This window comes from Streptomyces sp. NPDC104831, assembly GCF_055583025.1.
In genome coordinates, this window is the sequence record NZ_JBVJOT010000087.1 from 1 (window position 1) to 24,441 (window position 24,441).

At 70.0% G+C, this 24,441-nt stretch carries 20 protein-coding genes and 2 pseudogenes; 13 read left to right on the forward strand and 9 right to left on the reverse strand.

Annotation, left to right across the window (positions count from 1 at the left end):
• Positions 1-56 precede the first annotated feature (56 nt).
• Entirely contained in the window at positions 57-701 is a 645-nt protein-coding gene (locus tag ACZ63H_RS35540; RefSeq protein ID WP_469872265.1) for a cupin domain-containing protein, read from the reverse strand.
• A 1,521-nt stretch (positions 702-2,222) separates the two neighbouring features.
• On the opposite strand from ACZ63H_RS35540, the gene ACZ63H_RS35545 reads away from it, so the two are divergent.
• The gene (locus tag ACZ63H_RS35545; protein ID WP_469872267.1) at positions 2,223-4,001 is read left to right on the forward strand and encodes a protein-arginine deiminase domain-containing protein; all 1,779 of its coding nucleotides are present in this window, start codon (positions 2,223-2,225) and stop codon (positions 3,999-4,001) included.
• A gap of 586 nt (positions 4,002-4,587) precedes the next feature.
• Here ACZ63H_RS35545 and ACZ63H_RS35550 read toward each other — a convergent pair.
• Positions 4,588-4,791 carry a cold-shock protein gene (locus ACZ63H_RS35550; protein ID WP_366405730.1) on the reverse strand — a complete coding sequence of 68 codons (204 nt, stop codon included), beginning with the start codon at positions 4,789-4,791 and terminating at the stop codon, positions 4,588-4,590.
• Positions 4,792-5,058: 267 nt separating this feature from the next.
• Between ACZ63H_RS35550 and ACZ63H_RS35555 the strand changes: the two genes are divergently transcribed.
• The 4 genes from ACZ63H_RS35555 to ACZ63H_RS35570 all read left to right on the forward strand — a co-directional run bounded on the left by ACZ63H_RS35555 (position 5,059) and on the right by ACZ63H_RS35570 (position 7,361).
• Positions 5,059-5,367, forward strand: coding sequence for a lasso peptide biosynthesis B2 protein (locus tag ACZ63H_RS35555; protein ID WP_469872269.1), 309 nt, complete (start codon positions 5,059-5,061; stop codon positions 5,365-5,367).
• A 132-nt stretch (positions 5,368-5,499) separates the two neighbouring features.
• Positions 5,500-5,820 (forward strand): hypothetical protein, encoded by a 321-nt coding sequence (locus tag ACZ63H_RS35560; protein ID WP_469872271.1) that lies wholly within the window; start codon positions 5,500-5,502, stop codon positions 5,818-5,820.
• On the forward strand, positions 5,820-6,023 hold the full coding sequence (locus tag ACZ63H_RS35565) for a hypothetical protein (RefSeq protein WP_469872273.1): 204 nt from the start codon (positions 5,820-5,822) through the stop codon (positions 6,021-6,023). The genes ACZ63H_RS35560 and ACZ63H_RS35565 overlap by 1 nt, the downstream gene beginning before the upstream one ends.
• A 1,137-nt stretch (positions 6,024-7,160) precedes the next feature.
• Positions 7,161-7,361, forward strand: coding sequence for a hypothetical protein (locus ACZ63H_RS35570; protein WP_469872275.1), 201 nt, complete (start codon positions 7,161-7,163; stop codon positions 7,359-7,361).
• A 26-nt stretch (positions 7,362-7,387) separates the two neighbouring features.
• On the opposite strand, the gene ACZ63H_RS35575 is transcribed toward ACZ63H_RS35570, so the two are convergent.
• Both ACZ63H_RS35575 and ACZ63H_RS35580 read right to left on the reverse strand, forming a co-directional pair.
• Positions 7,388-8,236, reverse strand: coding sequence for an NmrA family NAD(P)-binding protein (locus ACZ63H_RS35575; RefSeq protein ID WP_469872277.1), 849 nt, complete (start codon positions 8,234-8,236; stop codon positions 7,388-7,390).
• Positions 8,233-8,658, reverse strand: coding sequence for a nuclear transport factor 2 family protein (locus ACZ63H_RS35580; protein WP_469872279.1), 426 nt, complete (start codon positions 8,656-8,658; stop codon positions 8,233-8,235). Before ACZ63H_RS35580 ends, ACZ63H_RS35575 begins: the two co-directional genes overlap by 4 nt.
• Positions 8,659-8,739: 81 nt before the next feature.
• Here ACZ63H_RS35580 and ACZ63H_RS35585 point away from each other — a divergent pair, with 81 nt between their 5' ends.
• Entirely contained in the window at positions 8,740-9,327 is a 588-nt protein-coding gene (locus ACZ63H_RS35585) for a TetR/AcrR family transcriptional regulator (RefSeq protein WP_469872281.1), read from the forward strand.
• A gap of 145 nt (positions 9,328-9,472) precedes the next feature.
• Here the strand turns inward: ACZ63H_RS35585 and fxsT are convergent, their stop codons facing one another.
• Together fxsT and ACZ63H_RS35595 are read right to left on the reverse strand one after the other, a co-directional pair.
• Positions 9,473-11,893, reverse strand: a complete 2,421-nt coding sequence (gene fxsT / locus ACZ63H_RS35590; RefSeq protein ID WP_469872283.1) for an FxSxx-COOH system tetratricopeptide repeat protein — start codon at positions 11,891-11,893, stop codon at positions 9,473-9,475.
• A 56-nt stretch (positions 11,894-11,949) separates the two neighbouring features.
• Positions 11,950-12,201, reverse strand: a complete 252-nt coding sequence (locus ACZ63H_RS35595; protein WP_469872285.1) for a hypothetical protein — start codon at positions 12,199-12,201, stop codon at positions 11,950-11,952.
• Between the two features lie 525 nt (positions 12,202-12,726).
• Here ACZ63H_RS35595 and ACZ63H_RS35600 point away from each other — a divergent pair.
• The 3 genes and pseudogenes from ACZ63H_RS35600 (at position 12,727) to ACZ63H_RS35610 (ending at position 15,021) form a co-directional block, all read left to right on the forward strand.
• The gene (locus ACZ63H_RS35600) at positions 12,727-13,296 is read left to right on the forward strand and encodes a hypothetical protein (protein ID WP_469872286.1); all 570 of its coding nucleotides are present in this window, start codon (positions 12,727-12,729) and stop codon (positions 13,294-13,296) included.
• Between the two features lie 570 nt (positions 13,297-13,866).
• Positions 13,867-14,677: pseudogene (locus ACZ63H_RS35605) on the forward strand (MobF family relaxase); the annotation flags it as partial.
• A complete protein-coding gene (locus tag ACZ63H_RS35610; protein ID WP_469872288.1) occupies positions 14,674-15,021 on the forward strand; it encodes a hypothetical protein in 348 nt (115 codons plus the stop codon). The pseudogene ACZ63H_RS35605 and the gene ACZ63H_RS35610, both read left to right, overlap by 4 nt.
• A 66-nt stretch (positions 15,022-15,087) precedes the next feature.
• Here ACZ63H_RS35610 and ACZ63H_RS35615 read toward each other — a convergent pair whose 3' ends face one another.
• Positions 15,088-15,528, reverse strand: a complete 441-nt coding sequence (locus tag ACZ63H_RS35615) for a hypothetical protein (protein WP_469872289.1) — start codon at positions 15,526-15,528, stop codon at positions 15,088-15,090.
• Between the two features lie 1,001 nt (positions 15,529-16,529).
• On the opposite strand from ACZ63H_RS35615, the gene ACZ63H_RS35620 reads away from it, so the two are divergent.
• The 3 genes and pseudogenes from ACZ63H_RS35620 to ACZ63H_RS35630 all read left to right on the forward strand — a co-directional run bounded on the left by ACZ63H_RS35620 (position 16,530) and on the right by ACZ63H_RS35630 (position 18,433).
• Positions 16,530-16,949: a hypothetical protein gene (locus ACZ63H_RS35620; RefSeq protein ID WP_469872291.1), complete on the forward strand. Its 420-nt coding sequence runs from the start codon at positions 16,530-16,532 to the stop codon at positions 16,947-16,949.
• Complete coding sequence (locus ACZ63H_RS35625; protein WP_469872293.1) at positions 16,946-17,452, forward strand: hypothetical protein; 507 nt, start codon at positions 16,946-16,948, stop codon at positions 17,450-17,452. Before ACZ63H_RS35620 ends, ACZ63H_RS35625 begins: the two co-directional genes overlap by 4 nt.
• A gap of 746 nt (positions 17,453-18,198) precedes the next feature.
• Positions 18,199-18,433 (forward strand): annotated as a pseudogene (locus tag ACZ63H_RS35630) (hypothetical protein).
• Between the two features lie 648 nt (positions 18,434-19,081).
• Here ACZ63H_RS35630 and ACZ63H_RS35635 read toward each other — a convergent pair.
• Positions 19,082-21,301, reverse strand: coding sequence for a S8 family peptidase (locus ACZ63H_RS35635; protein WP_469872295.1), 2,220 nt, complete (start codon positions 21,299-21,301; stop codon positions 19,082-19,084).
• 21 nt (positions 21,302-21,322) lie between these two features.
• Complete coding sequence (locus ACZ63H_RS35640) at positions 21,323-22,465, reverse strand: AAA family ATPase (RefSeq protein ID WP_469872297.1); 1,143 nt, start codon at positions 22,463-22,465, stop codon at positions 21,323-21,325.
• Positions 22,466-22,982: 517 nt separating this feature from the next.
• Here ACZ63H_RS35640 and ACZ63H_RS35645 point away from each other — a divergent pair.
• The gene (locus ACZ63H_RS35645) at positions 22,983-24,350 is read left to right on the forward strand and encodes a hypothetical protein (protein ID WP_469872299.1); all 1,368 of its coding nucleotides are present in this window, start codon (positions 22,983-22,985) and stop codon (positions 24,348-24,350) included.
• Positions 24,351-24,441 lie beyond the last annotated feature (91 nt).

The following is a 24,441-nucleotide window of genomic DNA, read 5'->3' on the forward strand; positions in this document are numbered from 1 at the left end:
CCGCTACGAACGCAAAGCCGAGCACTTCCTCGCCTTCACCAGCCTCGCCTGCACCCTCATCTGCTACCGCCGACTCGCCAAATGAGATGACTTGTTAGTTCCTGGGCGAACAGTGCAGCCGCCAAGCTCGGGAGGAGGCTACCGAGGCAATGGGCGTGAGCGGGCTGCATCATGTCCGCTTCGCGGAATACCCGGGCAAGCATGTCGCCGATCAGCGCCCCGACGCCGGTGCTCCCCGGCAGCGGGCCGGACAGAAGGGGGGCCACCTTGGCTTCCGGGAGTCCCAACGAGGCTTTCGGAAGGACCAACGCGACCGCGGAGTGGACAGAGCCCAGGTCGGCGAGCGACCTCATGGAGTACGGGCGGGAGGAGTCGTACAGTGCCCACTGGCTGACCCCGGACCGGTACTCGACACCCGTCTGTTCGGTGCTGATCCCCCCGCGGGTACACATCACCAATTCGTAGCTGCCGTTGTCTTCCTGTCGGATCAGGCGGGGTGTCCGGACGGCATGCAACCCGAGTACGCGCGTGTGTGCCACGGCCGCCGGCCCCAACCTGACAGTGCGCAGCGTGAAGCGGAAGTCGGCCGTGTGCTCCGAACTGACCCGATGCTGGATGGGCATCGACCGGGCCAACTGGCACCAGGCGTCGAACCTGTCCACTGGGTCATAGCCCTCGCTGCTGAGCAACTGGGTGATCATATGAACTCCCTGTGCATCGGTGCCTTGCCGCAGTGCAGTGGGGCCGGCCAGAGTGAGCACACCGGTTCCAGGCCTGCCACACCGTTGTCAACGAAGCCGGGTACGAGGTGATTACGCCGAGTTTTCCGCTATCGAAGCGGCCTGATACAGGAACGGGGCCCGGCAGAGTGAGGCATTCGCCACCGGCGAGGAGCAGGTCCTTGAGCCGCGGATTGGCTGCACGGGCGAGCTCGGCGTCGAGAAGACGCAGGACTATGCCAGCGGTGAGCAAAAGCCGAGGCGAGCGAGTCGTGCTCGGAGCTGGCCTCGCGCCGCATGATCGTCGTACCGGCGTGGGAGTGCCCTCTCAGCCGGGAGGCGGGTGAGCGTCACGATGGGCAGATGTGGGGTTTGTGTGCGTATGGGTAGCCAGTGCGCGTGAGTGCTTTACCGTGAGGAGAGATGTCGGCGCACTGCCGCGATGATTCCTGTGCCGAGGGCCAGTAGCAACAGCGCGAGGCCTAGGAAGATCACGGGATTTACCCAACCCGGGGCCAGCTCGGTTCCCACACCGTCCGGTGTGACGCACTGTGCACTGACCGGCACTGTCCACCGCGTCACTATGTGATCGCCAGGCACGCCCTTCGCCGCGCACATCTGACCCGGATCCAGGACGTAGAACCCCGACATCACACCCCACGAATACGCGCCGAACGCCGCCGCGCTGCCCATGACCGCCGCCAGAATGCAGGTGGTGACGCTCGGCAGACATCCGACCGGTACCGGCTGCTGTTTGCAGGCCCGCCGGACCAGCGCGACGGCAGTGCCCAGGACAACGCAGGGTGCCAGGAACGGCGCAAGGACCACAGCGAGAAATGAGAGATCACCCACGCCTGCCCAGACATCGCCCCGGACAGGACCGGTTCCACCAGTCCTCCGGGGCTGACCATCGGGGTCGCTGTACAGTCGAGGAGACCGGCGGAATCGCCGAAGCCGGTGACATCCACTGTGCTTGGCGCACCGTTGATGACAAGTAGCACGCCGACCTCTCGCCAGGCATGCCCCGGCTCGCACGCTGCACGAACCATCAGCCGTTCTACCTCCGACCGCCCCGTCGGCCCCGGGCACCAAGGACCCGGCCGTTCCGGCGGCGTGGAGGTCGGGGCGGCGGGACACCGGTTGTGCGGCGAGCCGGAGCACCCGGTGTCGGTGGCATATGCGGTGGAGACGGACTCCGTGCGGACCCACACGCTGACCGGCGCGTGCATTCACTGGAGGGCGCTCCCTCCCGCGCCGCGCGCTTCCGCTGCTTGCCGCGGGTTCGTGTCGAAGAAAGGGACCGGTTCGTGCTTTTTTCTAGCATGACATCAAATCGGCCTCTAATCGGACGTAACCTGCGAAAGGTTCTCAGTGAAGTATTTGAGGCGGGTAGCGCTTGCCGGTGCCACTGTCGGAGCGCTCGTGGCCCCCGTGGCGCCCACGGCCGCAGCTGATGCTGCAGGGCTGCCGGATCTGCGGGCCGATGTGGACAGGGACGGCATCGTGAGCACGGCCGCGGGCGCCGGTGACGAGCAGGCGGAGACCCGGTGGAGCCGCGACAGAGGAGCGGTCTTCCTGCCGAACATCGACGATGACGCGCGGCGTTGCCCGCGCACCGACACACCCGCCGCGTTCGCCTGCAACGACGCGGCGGACGAGGTCGTGAACGGAGCGGCGGACGCCCTGGACCTGGCGCGGCTGCGCACCGTCCCCGCGCCTGGTCTGCCCCCCTCGGCCCGGGGAAGGGTCCGAGTCGTCGGGCCAGGCGCGGTGCACACCCGGCTCTTCCTGCGTCGGCCTCATGGCTGGCAAGCGGTGACGTCCCGGACCCGGCTGACCGCGACGGAACTGCGCCGGGGCGCGGAACTGGGTATGGAGGGCAAGGATGTTCTGCGTGACCTTTCCAAGTGGAACGGTGAGGCGGTCGTCGAGTTCTCCGTCACCGGTCCTGGCGGAACGCGCTCGGACCGGGTGACGCTGAACGTCGCACCCGTCTTGACGCACCATCACCTGCAACGGGCCCGGCGGACGATGGTGGCGACGTTCTCCGGGCGCGGTCCCGAGCCCCTCGCGCAGCGCCGTTTCGTCAATGGTTTCACCGCCGCGTCGAAAAACGCGGGACTGCCGGTGCCCCTCGAACTTCCGAACCCGAAGTCGTCCGTGGACCACTGGACGCAGGACTTCGTCGAGCCCGCCTATGTGAGCCTTCCGGCCCCCCGGGGACGGCTCCACGGCATGCGCGTCCTGATCCGCTCCGCACAGAACTACGACAACCGTCGCCGAGGCGCGGCCGAGCTGTATCCGCTGCGAGGCAGGGACGTGGCCGTACTGGAGACCGCCCTGGACCCCGCGTCCGATTGGAGTCTGAACTCCCTGGGGAACCTGGAGACGATCCCTCCGTACACCCACGGCAGCCAGTCCTTCCCGGCAGGACGGATCATCATGGGGCAGCAGGGCGAATCCCCCGGCGCACGTCCGGCACGCACGATGCTGAAGATGCTGCTCGCGCAAAGGGCGCAGTCCCCCCTGCTCCTGGACACCTCGTGGCTGGGCGTCGGGCACGTCGACGAGTTCGTACAGTTCCTGCCCGCCCCTTCCCGGCGCGGCTGGAAGATCGGCGTCGCCGATCCCCGCGCGGGGATGGCTCTGCTGGGCACCGCGGTACGCCACGGCCACGGCTCGGCACGGATGTTCTCCTGGCCCGGATACGCCGACGAGCGGCCCCCGAAGGAAACCATCGCCGACGCCGCCGGCTCCAAGACCTTCCGGGCCGACAACCTGCGGGCCGCCCGGCACATCGATGCCAACATCGCCCTGCTGAAACGGGCGACCGGCATCAGCGACGCCGAGATCGTCCGCGTGCCGGCCCTCTACACCCGCGGCGTCTTGTGCGGCCCGGACAAGGTGCACCTTCCCACGCTGACCTGCCCGCCCGGCAAACTTCCGGACGTGGCCCGCTACGGAGAGAACAAGACCGGTTTCGGTCCTGGTGCCGGATCCGAGCCGCCGCTCGGCGCCTACACGCCGGATGCCGTCAACGGCGCCCTGCTCGGCCCCCGCTCCTACCTGGCACCCGCCCAGTGGGGGCCAGTGATCAACGGCAGGGACATCTTCACCACCGCCGTGACCGCCGCTTACCGTGCAGCCGGGTTCAAGGTCGGCTACCTGGACGACTTCTACACCCACCACCTCCTCGGCGGCGAGGTGCACTGCGGCACCAACACACTCCGCGACACCACCCAGCCCTGGTGGAGCCCGCAGCCCCACCCCCACAGCCCGTGAAGCACGCTGAAAATCGCGCCCATCGGGCTGCTCACGCTGACGGACGGTGGCAGCTACATCACCGAGCGGACGTTCGCCGCGCTGCTGGACGGAGTCCGGCGTCCCGTGTGGGCGAGCGCGTTCGTGCTGCGGACCGTGTCGTATGAGCCTGTCGTGCGGACGCTGGCCGCGCAAGGGCTGCACACCACGACGGATGTGTCCCGGACCTATCCGCAGCACCGATTCACGGACGAGCGGGAGCGCGGGCACGCGATCGAGGCGGTGCAGGCGGGGTGCGGGCCCTGGGCGGTGACCCGTCGGGGCGGGAGGAGGCGGGCCGCTGCCACAGCGTGCTCTACACCTCCCGGCCCAGCCCGGCGCGGTAGCCCGTTGCGCGTGAGCGGACCACCATGCACGTGAGGCGGTGTGGCCGGGTGGGCGGCAAGCACGGACTCTAGCGCCGCACCGCACCGCACCGCGCCGCAGCTGCGGCCGCGGCCGTACGGTCGGGCCCGCACGAACCGGCGAGTTCTGGCCCGCTGGCGGACGTGAGTAGGGCGGCTGCCGGACCGGACAGCCGCCCTACTTCGTGTGCTCCGCTGCCTGCTCAGCCGCGGGTGATGTTCTGCGCCTGCGGGCCCTTCTGCCCCTGGCCGATGTCGAAGGTGACGTGCTCACCTTCGGTCAGCTCGCGGTAGCCACTGCCCTTGATCTCGGAATAGTGCGCGAAGACGTCCGGGCCCCCGCCGTCCTGCTCGATGAAGCCGAAGCCCTTTTCGGCGTTGAACCACTTCACGGTGCCGCTGGCCATACTGGTTGATCCTTCACGTCATGCCCGGGAACAGCCCTCTTTCCGGGCATGCTCCGGCTCGCACACCGCGCGAGCCATCAGCCGTTCTACCCCCGACCACCCCGCTTATCCCACCGGCGACACGCTGGTGACCCTCGCCGTCCGCTTCGGCGAAGTCCGGACCCGGCCCTACCCCGGCAGTTCTCTCGGCTGCTGCGACGGTGAAGCCCGACCGGTTCCCGCCCTGTCGCTCACACTGCCGTTGCTCTCGCCTGGCTCCTCGCCCGTGTGCCCCCGCACCGGATCCGCGTCGTCCTCGGCGCCCGCCCGCTACGACGAAGTCCTGCGCGCCTGCCAGCATGTCACGGCCGTCAGGACCCTCTGTGCGGGCCGCTACTGCTTCCAGCGCTCCCTGGCACCGCTCTGCTGTGCCGGTTGTGCGGGCACTGGCACCAGTGGTGCAGCGGGGTACGCATCTCACCGTTCGGCGCCCACGCCTGGGTCGAAGCCGATGGCATGCCCGTCGGCGAACCGAACGACACCGCCACCTGCCGGACGCTGATCTCCGTACCGGCGCGGCCGCAGACTAGAGGCTGACACGTCAGACATCACCGCGAGGCGAAACGGTTGCTGCAGCTAAAAGACATGCGGGTCCTGACCGATCCCGAGGGGGATTGGAGGTGAGCCGTGAGGATGTCACCGTCAAGCCCGCCAGCCAGCTTTAGCGGCGTGCGTCATCGGTCGCCTGGCCACTGGGGGGGGGAGAGAGAGCCGGCCGACGACAAGGACGACGAGCGCGAGGGCATCAAGGTGCTGTTCCTCGTGCGCGAGCTGCTGGACGGTGCCGGAGAGGGCCGGAGCCGCACCGTCGAGCAGATCACCGAGGTCAAGGGTGGCGCCGCCCAGCTCGGTGTCACAGGCCCCGGCCGGGCCAGCCCGTTTAGCCGGGCCTGCCGACGAGCACCGGCACGACGAGCCCGCCGACGGCTGGGCGGGGGCGACGAGGAGCGCATCTCTCCCCGGCTGCGCTGCGGGAGTTCCGCGCGTTGATGGTGGGGCTCTCCTTCCACTTCGACTTCGACGAGAAGCGGCCCAGGTTCTTCGACGTCAACGTGCCCGCAGAGCGACTGGGCGTCGAGGACAGGCGAGAGAGGGACTGGCGCAAGCCGTTCCCGCTGCCGAGTTTTTGGATCTTCCAGGTGAGTCGTACAGCGGTGGTGTCTTCGCAGGTCATGCCAGCGATCCTGCCCTGAACGGTGGGCGGGTACTGCTGGTATTGGCGGGTTACCTGGTGCTGTCAGCGGAGCTTGCCGCGGCCGCCAGAGGGGGAGGAACCGGCCCGTCGGCCTGCGCTGGTGCGCCGGCCTGGGCACGGCCGCCGCGGTTCTCCCTCCAGGCCGGCGGCGCGCCGGGCGAGTTCGCCGAGCTTCGCCTCGGACAGCCCGGACCACTTCACAGCTTCCTGGGCGGCGGTCTGGCAGTCGGGGCGGGAGCAGTGCGCTGGCGACGGGGCGGGCCCGGATGTTGGATGGTCGGGCGGCAGGTAGGTGGCCGCGCATCCGATGCACACGTAGATCGGTCGCATGATGGGGTCTCCTCTGCTAGCTGATGCCGCTGCCGTGGCATGTCGAGCAGGGCCCGGTCCATGAGTGGATGACGGGCGTCTGCTTGCCGTCGGCGTCCGTCTCTACCGAGTGCTCGGTGTGCTCGGTTATTCCGCTTCCACCGCAGGCTCCGCAGCGCTGCTCTTCAGGCATAAGGCCAGCATGCCGGATCGGCTGTCACGGCGCTGCGGGTTCCTAGACGTCGTCGTTCTCCCGGGTACGAGGTCTGCCTCCACCAGTCGACCACGGTGTAGGAGTTGGGGCCGGGGTGGTCGCGCCGTACGCGCCAGGCGGTGTTGCGGGCGCGTGGATCGCCTGGCTGACGACGGCCGACGCCTGACCGACCGATCCGGCGCGCGGCCAGGGAGCGTCGGCGCTCAGAACCGGTCGGCGCGCATCGGGACGAGCTCGGTGACCTCGAACTGCGTCTGTCCGGGTGCAGCTTGAGGAAGGGGGCAATCACCTGGTCGTGCGCCTGGCTGACGAACAGGTCCAGCGCCACGCGGTCGAGCTGGCCATTGTCTGGCTGCAGGTACGTCATGGCCAGATGGACGCCGTGGTGCAGAGTGTCCTTCTCGGTTTGGTCCAGGTGCTCAGTTCACGTCGTGCAGCAGAACCCACGAGCCGCCGGCCACCCTTCCAGGCGCGCGGGCCAGAGCCCGGCAGGTGCGACACCACGTTCTGTCGCCGCCCCGACTCGGAGGACGCCGCGCAGCCGTTGTGCGTCGTCGGAACGCAGGGCGGACCGCGCCGCGTCGCGGTCCGCGCCGGGAGGGGACACTCCGTATGAGCCGCCCCGGCCGCTACCACCTGCTGCTCGTCCTCGACGGCCGGTCGGTGCAGCACGGCTGGTGGGGCGATGAGGAGGTGGCGTGTGACAAGTTCCGCCGCTGGGTGGGCGAGTACGGCGGCACGCCCGGCGCACGCGTCACCCTCGTCGACGAGGAGAGCGGCGACGTCCTGGCGGCCTGGCCCGACGAGCGGTAGTCCCGACTGCCGCTCGTCCCGGAGCATCAGCTGCCGCGTTCGACCTCCCTCTCCAAGAGGGCGCGGAAGGCCCGTGGGGGTCGGCCGGTGAGACGCTGGACGGTGTCGGTGACGCGGTCCTCCGCCCCTTGGGCGATGGCACGGTCCATCCTGGCCAGGATCGTGGCGAATTCCACCGGCATCTGCGTCGCGAGGCGGTCGCGCAGCTGCTCGTAGGACAGGCTGCGGTGGACGATGGGCCGGCCGGTGATCTCGGTGATGATCGTGGCGATGTCGTCGTAGCCGAGTGCCTCGGGTCCGGTGAGGACGAGATCGGTGTTGGGGGCCTGCTCGTCGGTCAGGGTCTGGACGGCGACGGCCGCGATGTCCTCGGCGTCGATGAAGCCGACCCGGCCGCTTGCCGTGGCGGTCCAGATGACGCCCTCCTCTCGCATGCTGCGGGTGTGCATGTGCGCGCCGGTGAAGTTCTGCATGAACCACGAGGGCCGCAGTACCGCCCACTGGTCGAACAGAGACGGCAGGGCCTGGTGCAACGCCCCGACCGCCGGGCCGCCTTCCGGGACCGCCGAGGAGCTCAGCAGCACAGCGCGGCGCACACCGCCGGTGCGGGCCCGGTGGAGGAACGGCAGCATGGTCGTCGCGGGGTCGGGGTCGCCCACGGGCGGTACGAGGTAGACGCGGTCGACGCCGTCGAGGGCGGCTGCGTGGGTGGCGGGGTCGTACCAGTCGAAGAGGGCCGGTTCCGCGCCGGCGACGGGGGTGGCCCGACGGCTGGCTGCTCTGACGCGGTGGCCCGCGGCTGTCAGCCGTGCGGCGGTGCGGTTGCCGGTGGTGCCGGTGGCGCCGATGACCAGAATGGTGCCGGCGGTGGTCATCGGCTGCTCGCTGCGAAGTCGGCGCCGGGCTTCTGGACACGGAGGGGGTTCCAGTAGTCGCGGTAGGAGGTGATGCGCCCGTCCCGGACGGTGACGACGACGATGTAGGTCATGTCGAAGGGCGCGCCGGTCTCCACCAAGCGGCCGACACCGCGCATCTCGGCCACGACGGTCTGCGGATCGGTGGTCTGGTGGATCCGCAGGTCGGGGAAGTCGTGCAGGTCGATGTGGTCGGGGTAGTGGCGCATGTAGGCGGCGACGGCCTCCTTGCCCTCCAGGCGCCGCGGCCAGCCGTCGGGGGCGAAGGGGAACTCCGCGATGCCGTCTTCGGCCCACAGGGCGACCCATGCGGGGATGTCCTTGTCGAGCAGCAGTCGCAGGCTGTGGCGGAACAGATCTACCGGGGAAGTGGGTGCGGACACAGGTGTCCTCCAGCTCATATAATCCGGACCTAGGGTCCGTTTCGACGATACGGACTACGGGTCCGCTTTGCAAGGAGCAGCATGCCGGAGCGCAAGTCCCGCAAGGACGCCGTCCGTAACCGGGAGGCCGTACTCGCGGCCGCCGACGCCCTCTTCGCCGGCCGGGAGAGACCCGAGGACGTCACCATGGCCGATGTCGCAGCTGCGGCCGGCGTGGGCAAGGGCACGCTCTTCCGCGCCTTCGGCGATCGCACCGGGCTGCTGCGCGCCCTTTACGAGGCGCGACTCGAACCGGTAAGGGAGGCCGTCGAGACCGGCCCGCCGCCACTGGGGCCCGGAACCCCGCCGTGGGAGCGTGTACCCGCCCTGCTCGATGCCATCCTGTGCTTCAAACTCGACAACCGGCGTCTCACGCTGGCCCTGGAGGAGGGTGGGAGCAGCCCCTACCAGGCGGAGCACTACGAGAGGTGGCACAGCCTGCTCCAGGCCGTACTGGAGCAGATCCCGGGCCTGACCGACAGCGACTTCAGCGCCCACGCCCTGCTCGCCGCCACGCGGGCCGACCTCGTTGAGCACCTGGCCGGAGAAGGGCACGTACCGCGAGAAAAGCTGCGCGCACAGCTGGCCGGCCACGTCACAAGGTTCCTGGGCGACGCCACCCCCGGGTGACCGGTGCCCGGCCCACGCTGCTCACGCCCTCCCCGCCCCAGGCCCGGTCCCTCCGGAGCCCCTCGTCGGCGCGCCCTGCCCGCCCCGCCCGGCGGTGACCGCCGCCCGTCATTCGTTCGCCCCCGACCGGGGCTTCCGGTCTCGCTCAGGAGCCGGTCGACGGATCGGCAGCGGCCTCCTGCCGCCACCGGGCCAGCTCGCGGTGGGTGGTGAGGGTGTGGGCGTGGTCGGCGCCGAGCACCCGGGTCATCGCCTCGGCCAATTCGGCGAAGGCGGCCGCCGCGCCCCTCGCGTCTCCGACTTCCCCCTGGAAGTGCGCCAGGTTGTACCGGACGACGAGGGTCTGGGGGTGGTCGCGGCCCGACACCCGGGTCTGCTCGGCGAGGAGTTCGGCGAAGGCGGCCGCCGCGCCCGCTGCGTCCCCCGACAGTCCCCGCCACCGGGCCAGGTTGTTGCGGGTGGTGAGGGTGTGGGGGTGGTCGGGGCCCAGGACCCGGATCCGGTCGCTGAGGAGCTCGGCGAAGCCGGCCGCGGCAGCCGTCGCGTCACCCGCCTCGCCCCGGAAGTGAGCCAGGTTGTTGCGGGTGGTCAGGGTCTGGGGGTGATCGGGGCCCAGGACCCGCGTCTGGTCTGTGAGGAGTTCGGCGAAGGCGGCCGCGGCACCCGCCGCGTCCCCGGCCCGTCCCCGCCACCGGGCCAGTTCGTGCCGGGCGGTGAGGGTGTGGTAGTGGTCGGGGCCTGACACTCGGATCCGGTCGCTGAGGAGTTCGGCGAAGGCGGCCGCCGCGCCCGCTGCGTCCCCCGACAGTCCCCGCCACCGGGCCAGCTCGTGCCGGACGGTGAGGGTGGCGGGGTGCTCCGGGCCCAGCACCCGTGTCTGGTCGGCGAGGAGTTCGGCGAAGGCGGTCGCCGCGCCCGCCACGTCCCCCGTCTCGCCCCGCCAGTAGGCCGACTCGCCGCGGGTGGCGAGCGTCCCGGGGTGGTCGGGGCCCAGCACCCGGGTCCGGTCGGTGAGGAGTTCGGCGAAGGCGGCCGCGGCACCCGCCGCGTCCCCTGCCTGCCCCCGCCACCGGGCCAGCTCGTGCCGGGCGGCGAGGGTGTCGGGGTGATCCCGGCCCAGATGGTGGCGAGTGGTGCCGGTCAGGTGCTCATAGTGCGCGACGGTGGCGGCGACCTGGCCGGTCTCACCGAGGCTGCGCCCCGCGCGGAAGAGCACCTGGTGTGCGCCGGCGGCCTGGTACAGAGCGTCTTCGGCGTGGGCCGTCAGGGCGTTGGTGTTGGCGCGCAGGGCCTGTCCGAGGGTGGTGTCGCGTTCGGTGTCGGGCCAGGCGGCGAGGAGGGCGTCCGCGGCGGTGCGGACGAGTCGCTCGGCTTCGGTGGTGGTGAGGGTGTCGCGGGTGGCGCGCTGGACGAGCTGGTGGACACGGACGGCCTGGTGCGGGTTCGCGGGGGTGTGCTCGATCAGGCTGAAACGGTGCAGTGTGCGCAGCGCGCGCACGGCGTCCCGGGCGACGGCCGCCCGCGCCGGTCCGGCCGTGCGGTGGCCGGTGAGGTAGGTCAGGGCCGGTGGACCGGTCAGGACGGTGTCGGGGATGCCGTTGGGGGCGAGGACGCAGGCGAGCCGCAGCAGGGGGCGGGCCAGGCCCTGCGGGGGCAGCTGGTCGGCGCGCTGGATGGACAGCGCCCAGGCGGCGGCCACCGTGGCGGCCTGGTCGTCGGGGAGCCCGGACGGGTCGGGCAGCAGGTCGGTGAGGTTCTGGGCGCGGTCGGCCAGCAGGGCACGGTAGGCGGCGCAGTCCAGGTCCTCGTTGACGAGGTAGGCGGCGGCCTGGGCCAGAGCCAGGGGGAGGCGACCGAGGTCGCGGGCGAGGGCGGCGAGCCGGTCGGCGGGTTCGCTGCGGCCGCGGGACGACAGTGCGGCGGTCAGGTAGCCGACGGCCTCGTCCTCGGTGAACAGGCCCACCGGCACCGGGTGTCGCCCGCTGCCGGTCAGGGCGGCTTCGCGGCGGCGGGTGGTGATCAGGGTGCGCCCCTGGGGGCCCGCCGGTGGGAACAGGCCGCGCAGGTCGGCCGGGTCGGCCAAGTCGTCGAGGACGATCAGCCAGCGGCGTCGGTCGCTGCCGGGTCTGGGTTCCAGCCAGGCCAGGAAGACCCGCGCGGCCTGCTCCGGATCGGTGGGGTCGGCGCCCAGCAGCTCGTGGGCGGCCTGGGCGTAGGCCGAGACGATCGCCGCGCGGGTGGCCGCGGTGATCCACACCAGCAGGTCCACCTCCCCGCGCGCCCAGAGCCGGCGGGCGTGGTGGGCCGCCAGCTGGGTCTTGCCGACCCCGCCCAGGCCGACCAGCACCTGGCACGGCACCGCCGTCCCCCAGGGGCGCACCGCCCGCTCCAGCTGTACGAGGACAGCTCGTTCCTGGAAACAGTCGGCCCGACGCGGCAGCACCCCGACCTGGTGGGGTCGGCCCACCGGCGGCCGCGGCGCGGCGTAGTGGACGATCTGTGCGCCCGGGGCCATGTAACCGACGGCCAGGCTGTGGTTTCGGGCGTGTGCGGACAGGACGTTCACGGGTGGAGCCGCGGCGGGCGGCCCGGTGGTGGGCGGGTTCGCGCTTGCCGGTCCGTTCAGCCCCGGGACGGATCCGGCACCGGAGGGCGGCCTACGTCGACCCCGCCATTGATCACACCGGCGGCGATCGAGCCGTCCCTCGCGCTGATGTGTGTGTCCCGGCCCACGGCGAGCCCTCCCGGCCCCGCCACCGCCTGGCTTCCCGGGGCGTGCCGGGTGAGCAGGTCGCGCAACTTGGCGACGGCCGCGGCGCGCTCGTCCTGGGAGAGGTCGTCCAGCAGCGTCTCGATGCGGGCCTGCCAGGACACTCCAGGCGCATCCGCTGCTCCGCCGCGGCCGGGTCGGAGGCGGTCCGCGCCAGCGCGGCGGCGGTCTGGTCCAGGCGTTCCAGCGTCGCTTCCTCACGCTGTGCGTCGCCGCGGCCGAACCAGCGGGCCACCGCCTGCCGCAGCCCGCTCCACGCGTCCGTTCCCACCGCGGCCACCACCGCCGTGCCACCGGAGGCGGCCCACGCGGTCAACACCTCATCAAGCACTGAGACCCCCCGAACTCCACGCCGTGCTCACGGCGTTCGTGTTCCTCCCACAACGGTAGTGCGCCCGCACGGCCGGCTGGACCTCCTGCGGGAAAGCCGTGCGGATCTCGTGCCGGTCGGTGCGCGGCCCGGCTACAGCTCGAACCCTGGTCCGGCAAGTCCCACGCTGCTTACGCCGCGCCCCCGCCCGGCCGACCGTGCGGGGGCTTCACGCATCTCGGCCACGAAATGGCCACAACGCCCCACCGCGCACGTCAGACACGCCATGATGCACGTCCGCAACATCCCTGGGGGGATCATGAGTTACGACGTCACGCCGCCAGCCGGGACGCCAGAGCCACAGCCGAAGAAGAAGCACCCCACCGCGATCATCATCGGGGCCGCCGTCGCCGTCGTCGCAGGGGTCGCCGCCGGCCTGCTCATCGGCAATAACACGGACGACGACGCCGAGGTCGCCAAGCAGCCGGCACCCATCGCCACCAAAACCAGCGCCGTCCCCACCCTCGCGAAACGGATGCGCGCCTGGAGCGATGCGGGCGGCACCGAAACTATCACCACCCTCGCCGCCGACCTCAGCCAAGTGGCCGACGACTCCGACCCCGTCGACCTCGCCAAACTCAGCGACAGCTGCTCCACGCTCACAGCCGACATCGAAGCGGCCCAGGATGAGGACCCGATCCCCGATCCGGCAGCGAACAAGCGCTGGTTGCTCGCCCTCGAACACCTGGGTAAGTCGGCGACTGCCTGCGCTATCGGTGCCGTGAGCGAAGATCAGGTTCAGTTCGACTTGATGGCCTCCGAGATGACCATCGGCATCAAGCACCTCAACGCCGTCAACAAGCGCCTTGACGTCCTCGGGAGGGCGTGACGCAGGCCCTGCCCGAGCACCCGGGTGGGGCCTTTTGCATGCCTGGCTTGCCGCCGCATCGTTGTCCGTGCCGCCCGCCCCTGCCCGCCCGTCTCCACCGGCTGCCCGCGCTGCGGCGCTCTGCGCCCGCCCGCTCCCGTCGACTGTCACGCCGCTGGCGACATTCACGGTTCCAGTCGGGGTGTGGAGCGTGACACTCCCTGCCCGGCTCGGCCGTCCGCGCCCCCGGGTCCGGCATCGGACCGGCGTCCGGGGGTTCGTCGGCCTCACCGCCGTCCGTCCAGCGTCCGGCCGCCGCACCGCCGATCGGGGTCCGGCCCGACCAGCCAGGCCTGCGCCGCTGCTCACCACGCCGTGCGTTCCGAGACCGCGTTCGTCCGCGCCCGCGCTTTGCTGGCCGCTCCCCGTCCGCCGCCCCGCCGCCGTCCGGCCGCCGCGCGGCTGATCACGGTCCAGCCCGCCGGGCCTCCGTCGTCGTCCGCCGGGGCCGGCTGTGAGTCTGGTCTGCGGCCTGCGCGGCCCGCCGTCCGTCGTTCCGGGCCCGGTCGGCCGCCGGGTTCCGGCTCGTCCAAGCGCGCGGAGCTGCGGTCGCTGACCGAGCTGCGGACGCGGTGGCGCACCTCCGCGATCCGGGCGTTCGGCGCCTGCACCGTCTACCGGCTCGCCGAGCGGGCGCGGGCGGCGGCCGCAGCGGTGTGGGCGCGGGTGCGGCCGGTGGTCGACACCGTGCTGGCGGCCGTCGACGTCGTCGCCGTGGTGTATGTGATGCGCGGCGCCTTCGCGCGCCACCACCTGCTCGCCGAAGCCCGCTACCTCGCCTACGCCCTGCGCGGCCGGCCACACCCACCCGGCCTGGACGAACGGATCGTGCAGACGGCCGTCGACGGCCACACCCGCCCCGTCGGGCGCGGCCGGAGGATGACCGCCGACCTGCGCGCCCTGTACCCGAGCGACACCGAGGATGAGGCCGTGCTGCGTCCGCTGACCCGCAAGCGGACCGCCCCGCCGTACGAGCGGGCCCGCCTCGCCGCCGACGCACTGGCTGCCCGGGTCCGCGCGGCGCGGCGAGCGGAGCGCCTGGGCTCCCGCCCCCGGCCGCACCCCGTCGCCGCGCCCACCACCTCGAGGCCGCGCCCGCGGCCGTTGCACACCGGCCGGAAGGCCGGCCCCCTCCTGGAGCAGGAGACCGGCGTCCACGGTGGAGCAGACCCGCCGGACGCTCGAAGCCGTCGCCGCCAACCTCCAGGACGGCATCCGCGAGCGCGCCCTCACCCACGGCCCCCGGTCGCGGCCCGCCCCGGCGACAGCCCCACAGCCGCACACCCAGCAGCCCGGCACCCAGCACACACCGGGCCGGAACCCCACTGGAGGAGTCACGTGAACACCCCGCAAGACCAGCCCAACCCCGACGACGCCCTCGCCCGCGCCCGAGCTGCCCGCGAGCAGATGGCCGCCGCGCTCACCGAGGACCAGGAGCCCGAAGCCGACGGGCCCGTGGGGTGGCAGCCGGTCTGGAAGCGCCCGCCGAAGCCGAAGCCGAAGGCGGCGAAGAAGGCACAGCTGCGCAAGCAGCGCAAGCGCGTCCAGGAAGCCGCCAAGCGCCGCCTCGCCGCCGGGCAGTCGCGCCGGCCTCGCGCCCGGCAGAGCCGGATCGGCAACGCGGCCACGCGCCGCGATGCCCGCGCCCTGTCCCGGATACGGCACTCCACCGCCTGGCTGTGGTGACGATGCGGGGCAGATGCCCTCCGGGTCCGGCGCTGCCCAAGACCGGGGCGCGGCCGGCTGGGAGGTTCAGGAATGGGCGAGGGCATCGGCGCGCAGGTGCGCGAGCAGGGCCCGCACCCCCTCCGGATCGTCGCGCCCCGTGAACGACAGCAGTGCCCGCAGGACGTGGCGGGCGAGGTCACCGGTCACCCGGACATCCTCACCCGCGCTCACAGCCCACCCGGACATCAGACCCGATGCCACACCGAGCAGATGCGGAGTGAGGCTCTGCCCGTACTCCGCCACCGCCCGCTCCAGCACGGCTCCCTCCAGGCCGTCGATCCCGGTCACGGCCAGCACCATCTTCAGCAACCGGCTCTCGCCGAACCCGGCGACCACAACGGCCAGCGGCCGCTCGCCGCTCCCTCCGCGCATCAGCGCGGCCAGGGCGCCGTCGTCACCGTCCCATGCCGCTTCCAGGGCGGCGATCACACGCAGGACCTGGTCCGGAGTCAGTTCTGAGGGCATGGGCAGCACCGTAGCCGTGCCGGGTACGGGCCCGGGCGTACTTCGGCAAGGTCAGCTCGACGAGGACCAGGAGCCCGAGTCCGATGAGCCCCTGGGTGGCAGCCGGTTGGGAAGCGGCCCCCAGCCGGAGACTGCCGGGGCGGCTGAAGGCCGCCGGACAGCGCCGCCTTGCCGCCGGACAGTGCCGCCTTGCCGCCGGGCAGTCGCGCCGGCCCCGGCAGAACCGGATCGGCAACGCAGCCGCGCCTCGCGCCCCAGCTGCGGTACTCCACCGCCTGGCTGTGGTGACGATGCCGGACCTCGTCCACTGAGTGGAGCCCACCCGACGCCGCGCACCACCACCGGATGCAGAACATCGAGTGGGCTCCACCCGGTGGACCCCACCGAGTGGAGCCCACTCCGGTGCGCCGGACGACGGTGGACTCCACCGTGGTGCGCACCACGATGGTGCGCCACCGCGTCCGGCACCGCACCACTCCGACGATGCCTAGCACTCTCGCGCGCGCCGGTGCGCTGCACCCGACGCTCCCCACCGCACCCGGTGCGCCCGCCACCGACCCTTGTCCGGGGTGCGGCCGGAGGCGCGCGACCCCCTGTCCGGCTCCGATACGCCCCCTCGTCAGCCCTGCTACCGCGACGTTCTCCCTTGGCATCGCCGGTTTCGGCTGGCGAACAGGTCGTGGTTAAGGGGGTGCGTGATAAGGGCTCCCCGGCTGTAGTGCGCGTCTCGGCGTGGTGAGGTGGAGCGATGTCAACTGAGCGCACCACGATGGTGCGGAGCGGTGTCCGGTGGTGGTGCCGGCGGAAGTGGGCGGCGTGGGGGTACACTCCCTGCCCGCTGGCGCCCCACCTTCTTGAACCTGCATCCTCCTGGCCCGATGCGCGGCTATCGTGGTTCGTGCCGCTGGCCTGAGCCTCGGGGGGACATCGTGTTGGCCTATCTAGAGCGTCTGCTGCCGTTCCTCAGTGCAGTAATGGGACTAGCGGCGGCCTCGTGGAGCATGCACCGCACCAAGAAGCAGTTCCAGGGAAGGCGGCGCATCCTCACCATCGGTGATGACACCTACGTCTACCGCGACGACGACCAAGACGATCTCTTGGTGCACGTCGAAAACGGCCCTACCGTGAACGTCACCCAGCACTCATCGCCCCCCACGGACAATCGCGTCCTGCAGTGGGATGAGTTGGAGCGGGCCGCAGAGGACGCGGCACAGCGATCGGCAGACGATGACGCGGACCTCCTGCCAGACGAAACAGGCCACCTGTCCACCGAAGAGGAGCGCCTGGTCGCGAAGCACTCAGCCGACACGGTGAACCTGACTCTGGCGCGGTTGTTCGTACGTCTCGGCCCACCACCTTTGAAAGCCAACGGGGGGGAGTTCGCTCCTGTGTCAAGCGGTGACGGAGGATCAGCAAGGTGAGCAGTGGCACGCAGTCGCCTGCCGATCAGCCTTTTGACGATGACGCCGTCCTGTCGGCAGGAGCCCGTATCGCGGCACAGTGGCGGGACCTTGGAGCCGAGCAGCTTGGAGTCGCGCTGCGCGCCATGGAGCCGCAACTGCGCCGGGAGCACCGCGAGCGGATGCTGAGCCTTCAATTACAGCGCGAGGCAGAGCAGCGACAGCACGAGGACCGTCAGCGGGAGCGGGCGGACCGTCGGCACACGGTTCAGCTGGTTACAGGAGCGGTCATCGCGCTCGCCATGCTCGGGGGCGGCGTGTACCTGGCTTCAACGAACGGGTGGCTGTCCGCGCTCCTGTTCGGTCCCAGCCTGCTGGCCCTTGCCAAGGTCTACGTCTTGAAGCGCAGCGATCCGGCGGACATGCAAGCGCTGTCGCTGGCTGGGCGACTCGCCAGCAATGCCGCCGCCCAGGCCCAGCAGTCAGCACAGCCACAGCAGCAGCCGCCGCCAACTGTCCTGTAGAGGCGGTGAGGAGTGCACGCCCCCGCAGGGCGACGCCCCGCCTTGCTCCAAAAGGAGGCCGCCCTCGCCCCCGACGTTCAGGGCGCGAGGGCCGCCTTTGTCTCGGCAGGCTCACGCAGTGCCACCGCCGGTTCTGGGCGCAGCGCCGCCAGAGGAGAGCGCCGGCCCTTGTCCACGGCGCGCTGCTCCCAGTGGTGCAGCGTCCCGTCCGGGATCGCGCTCAGGTCGGCCAGCGGCCAGGGGGCCGCTGTCGACGAGCCGGCGCACCACGAGCGTCGTCACGTGCCCTCGCTCGCCGTACGTAGTCGGGTTCGAGGAGCCGAGCGCGGCGACGATCGGTGCCGCGCCGCCGCCGATCGGCGGGGACGGCATCGCGGCTCGGATGGCGTCGGCGTCCAATGCCTCCACAGCAGCCCGGGACCACTGGAAGGACGACGTCCGGGTCAGGGATGAGGCCGGTGTGCCGGGCTCACCGGAAGGCTGCTGCGGGCACCTTCAGGCGCTTGGCGGCCTGGCCCGCGTCGTACTCGGTTCGTCGCGTGAGATCACCTCTCGTGGCTCGCTCGCCGGAGCGTGGCGGACAGACATGACCCCCCGGGTACTGCCCCAGGCCCGGCCCAGACCGCCGTGGCGGGGCCGACCAAAGACCCGGCCATGAGGCCGACCACGCCGGTCGCGGCCCCGACCACGGCTCTGGTCGGGGCGTGGCCGGTGTGACGCCAGATTTGAACAGATCTAATACCGGTATGGGCGTGACCGACTTCCCCGACGACCTGGTGCAGACGGGAAGCCGCCTGGAACGCCACCTACGACGCGCTCGCCGCACCCCGCCCCCGCGACACCACCGCGCTGCGCAGCCTGCTGCTCCTGTCCGTACGGCTGTGGTGGCACCCCTACTGGGAGACCGCCCCCTCGGTGCCGGCCGCGCGTACCGAGCTGCGCCAGATGGTCCGTGCCCGGGGAGCCGTCCGGGCCGCGTGACCCGGGCGCCTCGGCCGACCAGGAGCACGGGGTTGCGACAAGGGTTGCGCCTAACTGTTGCGCTGGAGGTTGCGCCTACTCTTGCGTGACCCGAGAGACCGCCTCCGTGTTCGCGCAGGTCACCATGCCGATTTTGCCGTGGTCGGATCTCTGACATCCCCGTTGTGGCAGCTTTGCCCATGTCCCCTGGCTGGAGTGAAGGAGTAAGGGACGGGCGGGATGGCGGTACGGCCGCGGCCGGGGATCGGGGCGCGCTCAGCCGGTTGCGCGGCGGCCGGGGCCGCCGCGCCGCACCCGCCGACGGCCCGGCGGCCGGGCCGGAACGGAAGTCGTCGGCACCCCGGTGCTGCCCTGCGGGCGCTGAGCCCCACCAAGGGGTGAGGCGGGATGCTCCCGCCGGCTGGAGGTACTGCTGTGATCGTTCCCTTCGCGCTGCGTCACCCGTCCGCAGCCCGGCAGGGCCTTTCACCTGGACACCGAGCCCGGCGACACCACGCGCCAGACACGGACAACCACCCTGGCGAGCGACGCCGCACCATCCATCAGGCGGCCTGTGGCTGAAGCCACGAGCGGCGATCACTGGCCGTATACCCCGTGGCGACCGCAGATCCGACCAGGTACCGCTGAGAGTGGTGTGCGCGGGCCCGTTCAGGGGCGGATGGTGATGGGGATGTCGATCCGGGGCTGCAGGATCTCGAGGCGCGCGGCATAGGTGCGGACGACTTGGTCGTAGAGGTCGGGTACGGAGGGCGTCTTGAGGGTGATGACCAGGGCGTAGGCGACCTCAGGGTTGGTGTCTGGCGGGAGGTCGTCGAGACGGAAGACGTGACGGACGTCGAAGGCCGGCCTCTTGAGCCGGTCTGCCCTGAAGACGGCTGTTTTGTGTTTGACGGTTTCCCACTTGTGGGCGTCGGAGCGAAGTTCCTGTTCGCTCATGTAGTCGCGTGCCTGGAAGAACGGTTCTGACTTGGGGACCTTGCCGGTTGGGCTGAGCCGATCCATGTTCGGCCTGAAGGTCGGTTCGAACGCGCTGGTGGTGTAGTTGCGGGGAGCTCGCGGGTCGGTTGGGCAGGCGATGCAGTAGGTGGCGGTGACCTGTATGTCGCCGGAGGCCACTGTTTCCGGCAGGGGGAGGAACATCCGGACGGTCTGCTTGGGCGCGAGTTTGCCCTGGTAGACGACGCGGGCCGTGTGCGGTGGGCAGACCACGTAATGCTCCAGTTCTCCTGGCAGGCGGCCCCAGCCACGTTCGGATGTGTCCTGAGGGTTGTCCTCGGCGCAGTGGATGAGCAGTGCTTTCAAAGCGAGGGGTGTCAGGACAGGGCCGAAGTGAGCGCGGATGCCAGCTGCCATGCGCAGGGCGCTTGGTGCGGCGAAGCTGGTGCCAAGAGACATGGAGGGGGAATCTTGGCCGTGTGGAGCGGCGAAGAAGAACGGCTCTTTGTGATCTCCGCCGAAGCTGAGCACGTCCGGCTTGACCATGCCGGGGCAGCGTCCCGGTCCAAGGGCGCTGTACTGAGCGCGCCGCCATGAGGGCCGGGTGGAGTCGGCGGCTCCGACCGACAGGGCGTTGACACTGTCGGAGGGGACTTGCACGCGGGCGTTACCGGACGCGCGGTCCAGGCCGCCGTTGTTGCCTGCTGCGATGGTTAGCAGCCGCTTGCCGTCGGACAGCCACGAGTCGAGCAAAGCGGTCCAGGGATGGATCTCGTCATCCTCGATAGGCAGATCGGGGCCGAGGCTGAGGTTGATGAGTTGGTGAGGGTTCTCGCGCAGCACCGTGTCGATGCGGTCCAGGGTCCGATAGAGCGCAAGATCGTCCTCCGGCTCTTCGTCGACGACGCGGAAGTGATCGACTGTACCGAACGGGCGGGGGGCCTGTTGCCCAGGGGTGAGGGGGCCGAACAGGGCGGCGGAAGTGACGTTGTGACCGTGGCCGAGGTATTCAGCAGTGGCTCCGTGGGTCCCGGAGACTTCGTGCGACCGTGCCCAGGGAGCCATGGGGCCGTTTACGTCCAGCCCCCCGTCCAGAACCGCGATCCTCACATCCGGGTCCACAGCGCCTTCGTCGGGCAAGGAGGGAGCCTTTAGCCCGGAGGCTGAGGTGGCGCGCTCCACCGGGTGGAAAGCCCTGAGTCTGGGCATCGGACGGACCACGCGCATGAAGGCGAACTGGGCCAGTCGGTCCATCGCCTCGGGAGCCAACCGAACGGGAACGAATCCGATGCCTGGCACCTGCAAGGCGTGTCCGATCTCTGCAGTGCCGCCTAAGAGCTCCACGTACGCCGCGAATCCTGTAAGGATCTTTTCCCGGATCCGCGGCGGCAAGTGGAGGCCTACCTCGACCAGAGCGGGGGCTGCTGACAGGCTGGCGATGTTGCGCTGCCGCTCTTGTGCGCTCGGCGCACGGAACGCCTCAACCTTCCGCAGCTGATCACCTCCGGGGAGGATCCCGGCTTGCATGCGCTGATTCCACAGTGTGAACGCGGCTCGCCGGCCAGCCACGAAGAGTTCCGCTGTCTCTGTGGGAGACGGCGGCTCCTGCTTCGTCCATTTCTCCGGCCTGATCATCGCGTTCCGGGCACCGACATAGGACAGCCCCAGATCGGCGAGCAGCTGCTGGGGGTGGTAGCTCTTCGCGATGAACTGAGGGTGCATCGTGAGGACGCCGACGACCTGTCCGTCAGGACAGGCCTCGGCTGGCAGCTGCGCGAAACGACGCACCGCGTCCCGCACCTGGGGGTGCAGACGTGAGCGCGCTTCTTCCTCGGTATACGGGAGCGCAGGTTGGCCCCCACCGCCTGGCAGCGTGACGGGCTCAACGAGCCTCTCGCCGTGGCCGAGCAAAAAGTTGTGCGGTCCGGGCATCAGACGCTCCCCCCACGAGAACTACCCCTGTGACTCCTGGTGCCGCACGCGCTTACGAATAGTGTCCCTACTAACCCCTGACAGTTCGTGCACGCGTCGTTGCGACAGGTGATCATGTTGCACCAGATCCACTGCCAAGCGCACCCGTTCTGCAAAGGGCAATTGCCTCAACTGCTCGCCGCACACGTCCAGTAGCTTCTTGCCGACGGGCTCATCGGCCAGCGCGGCCCGCCGACGGGCGGTGGTCATCACACGATGCGCCTCCGAATAGGATGCGCCCTGAGCTGCAAGGACTCGGGCGATGACCGTCAGGACATCAGAGGGTGCCTCACCCTCGCAGTACTGTTCGAGGGCCTCGCGAAGCTGCGCAGCGTCGGGCAGCGGAAAATCGATCACTGCCTCGAAACGTCGCCACACGGCAGGATCCAGAAGATCACCATGATTGGTCGCGGCGAGCAGCAGCGAACTGGCCGGCCAGTCATCGATCTCCTGCAGAAGCACAGTCACCAGACGCTTCAGCTCACCGACCTCAGCACTGTCATCCCTGCGCTTGGCCACAGTGTCGAGCTCATCGAGCAAGAGGATCGCGGGGCTGGCCTTGGCGTAGTCCAGGACCTTGCGGATGTTGCCGCCTGTACGCCCTAGGTAGCTGCTCATAACCGAGGACAGATCGAGCACCAGCAATGGCAGGTCGAGGCGGCTCGCGATCCAGCGAGCGACCAAGGTCTTGCCGACCCCCGGGGGGCCGACGAAGAGCGCGCTCCGACTCGGTGTCAATCCCGCGGTGAGGAGTCGGTCCCGTCCGAGGTGTTCCTCGCAGAGTTGATCAACGGCTTCACCTACCTCGGGCGAGAGGACAGGGGTGACGGTGGGCGTCAGATGGTCAGGGCGAATCAATGGAACACGGCTGTCCATGTCCAAAGGCACCGGTGCAGCGTTCCCAAGACCGCGCAACGGAGCATCCGCACTCGGAGCATCCCGTAGCAGGTCCTGCAGTGCCTTCCCGATCGCCTCATTGCTCCGGCTGTAACGTCTGGCCATGCGCTGCAGCAGCATTTGAACGTCCTGACCACGTCCCGCCAACGCCATACGTGCTAGGTGGACTAAATCGCGCTCAAGGTCAGTCATGTCGTCCGCTCGACGACTCTCAAGGGTCCTGGTCATGGCCGATACCATAACGGGTACCGGGCTACATCTACCCAGTCTGAACGTCGCTCGTCCGTATCGATACCAAGTGCGACCATAGCTGCGTCGATGCGCCTCCTCCCTGATGAACGCCGTTCGAGCTGTGGTCGGTGGGTCCGGCAGAGGGCGGAGGACCAGTTGGCTGCTGGGACGGGCCGGTGGGCCCGAACCGGGCTCGCAACGACTTCGCTGGTTGGCACGCCCGGAAAGTCAGGGCTCCCCGCCAGAGCGCAAACAGGACGGTTCCTGGGATAGCGACCATCGAAAGCCTGGCGCAGAGTTGAGATCACTGGCATCTGGGTGTCCGTCGTCAGTGCTCGTCTCATGCGGACGGGGCGTTGCGCATCACTGCGCCAGACGGCCGTCTCTCTGCCGGATGTCGCCGAGATTCTGTCCGGAAGCCAGTCCCCGCGCTCACGCGCAGGCCCCCGGCTGGCGAGCTGCTCTGTCGGTGTGGTCCCGCATGCTTGGAGTTCACCTGGCACGAAGGACAACCATGACCCTGGACTTCATCGCAGACGAACCGATAGTCGGACTGGCACGGCAGCGAGAGCTGATCCGGGCCGTCTTGAACGCCAGCAGCGCGGACGAGACGCGCTGGCTGGAGTGGAAGTCCCAGCACGACGTGTCGAAGGCGGCGGGAGCCTTCGCTGTGTCGAAAGCGATCCTCGGCTTCGCCAACCGGATGCCTGATGTGGCGGAGCAGTGGGCTGGAGGCCACGCCTACCTCCTGGTAGGCGTCGACGAGCACGCGATCCACGGGGTTACGACGCACGACGTCGAGAAGGTCGATGGCTGGCTAAGGCGTTACTTGGGCGAGTTCAGCCGCTACCAGTTCACGTACGTCCCCCTGGACACCGACGAGGGCAAGCGCCACGTCATGCTCGTTGACGTCTCTCCTCCCCGATGGGGCGACCTTATTCATCCTCTGCACAAGGAATATGAGAGCTTCCGGCCGGGCGTCGTCTTCCACCGGTACGCTGGCAAGACCGAACCCGCTCGTCCAGCGGAGATCTACGCCCTCACCGAGCGCGCCCGCCGGGCAACGAAGCGCGTGAACGTCGACGTCACCATGACCGCCGGTGCCGTTGCCGTATTGGACTCGACCGAGAAGGTCCGCCGAACGGTCACCGACTTCCTCCGTGAGGACCTGATGGGGCAGATTGCTGCCGCGGATGAGAAGAAGAAGGCGGCTGCCCCCCACCCCTCTGGGGGCTTCAGGTCACTCCAAGTCCTGTGGCCTGACTCCCGCTCCCCGGAGGAATTCCGGCAGGAGGTAGACGAGTACCTGTGCGACTTCGACCTCGCAATGCAACATGCACTGGCACAGGCGGTCGGCACTGCAGGCACGCCTTTGGCCCTCACGCTGACCAATCCCGGCGAAGACAACCTCACGAAGGTCCAGGTCGTGCTGAGCCTCCCCGACACCGTCTCGGCCCATATCACGGCCGACGCAGAAGAAGAGGTCGACTGGCCTCACCAGCCAGCCAAATACGGGTCGGGCACCATCCCCGTCCTCGGCGGCTATCCAGGAACGCTCGGCATACAGCCCGCGGCCTACCAACTGCCGTCCCTAAACTCCCCGGACATTGAGCAACAGGACGGCCGCACCCTCATCCGCTACGCTCCGGTAGACCTTCGTCCCCACGAGACCGTGGCGCTTGACCCGATCACGGTCTACAGCAGTCAGGAAGCCGACTCCTTCGTCTCGGAGTGGCGAGCAACTGCGACCAACGTCAGCAGCAAAGTACAACGGTCTCTCACCATCCCTGCTCAGCGCCTTGAACTCGACCTGCGGGACGTGCTCCGCCCCGCGTTCGGTATCGACGACGATGCAGAGCAAGAAGAGGGTGAGGGCGACTAGGACGTGTCCGGCCGATCATGTGACTACTTCGCAGTGGTGTCGTTGATGGGGGCATGGGGCGGGGAGATCTGACGGATGCCGAGTGGGAACG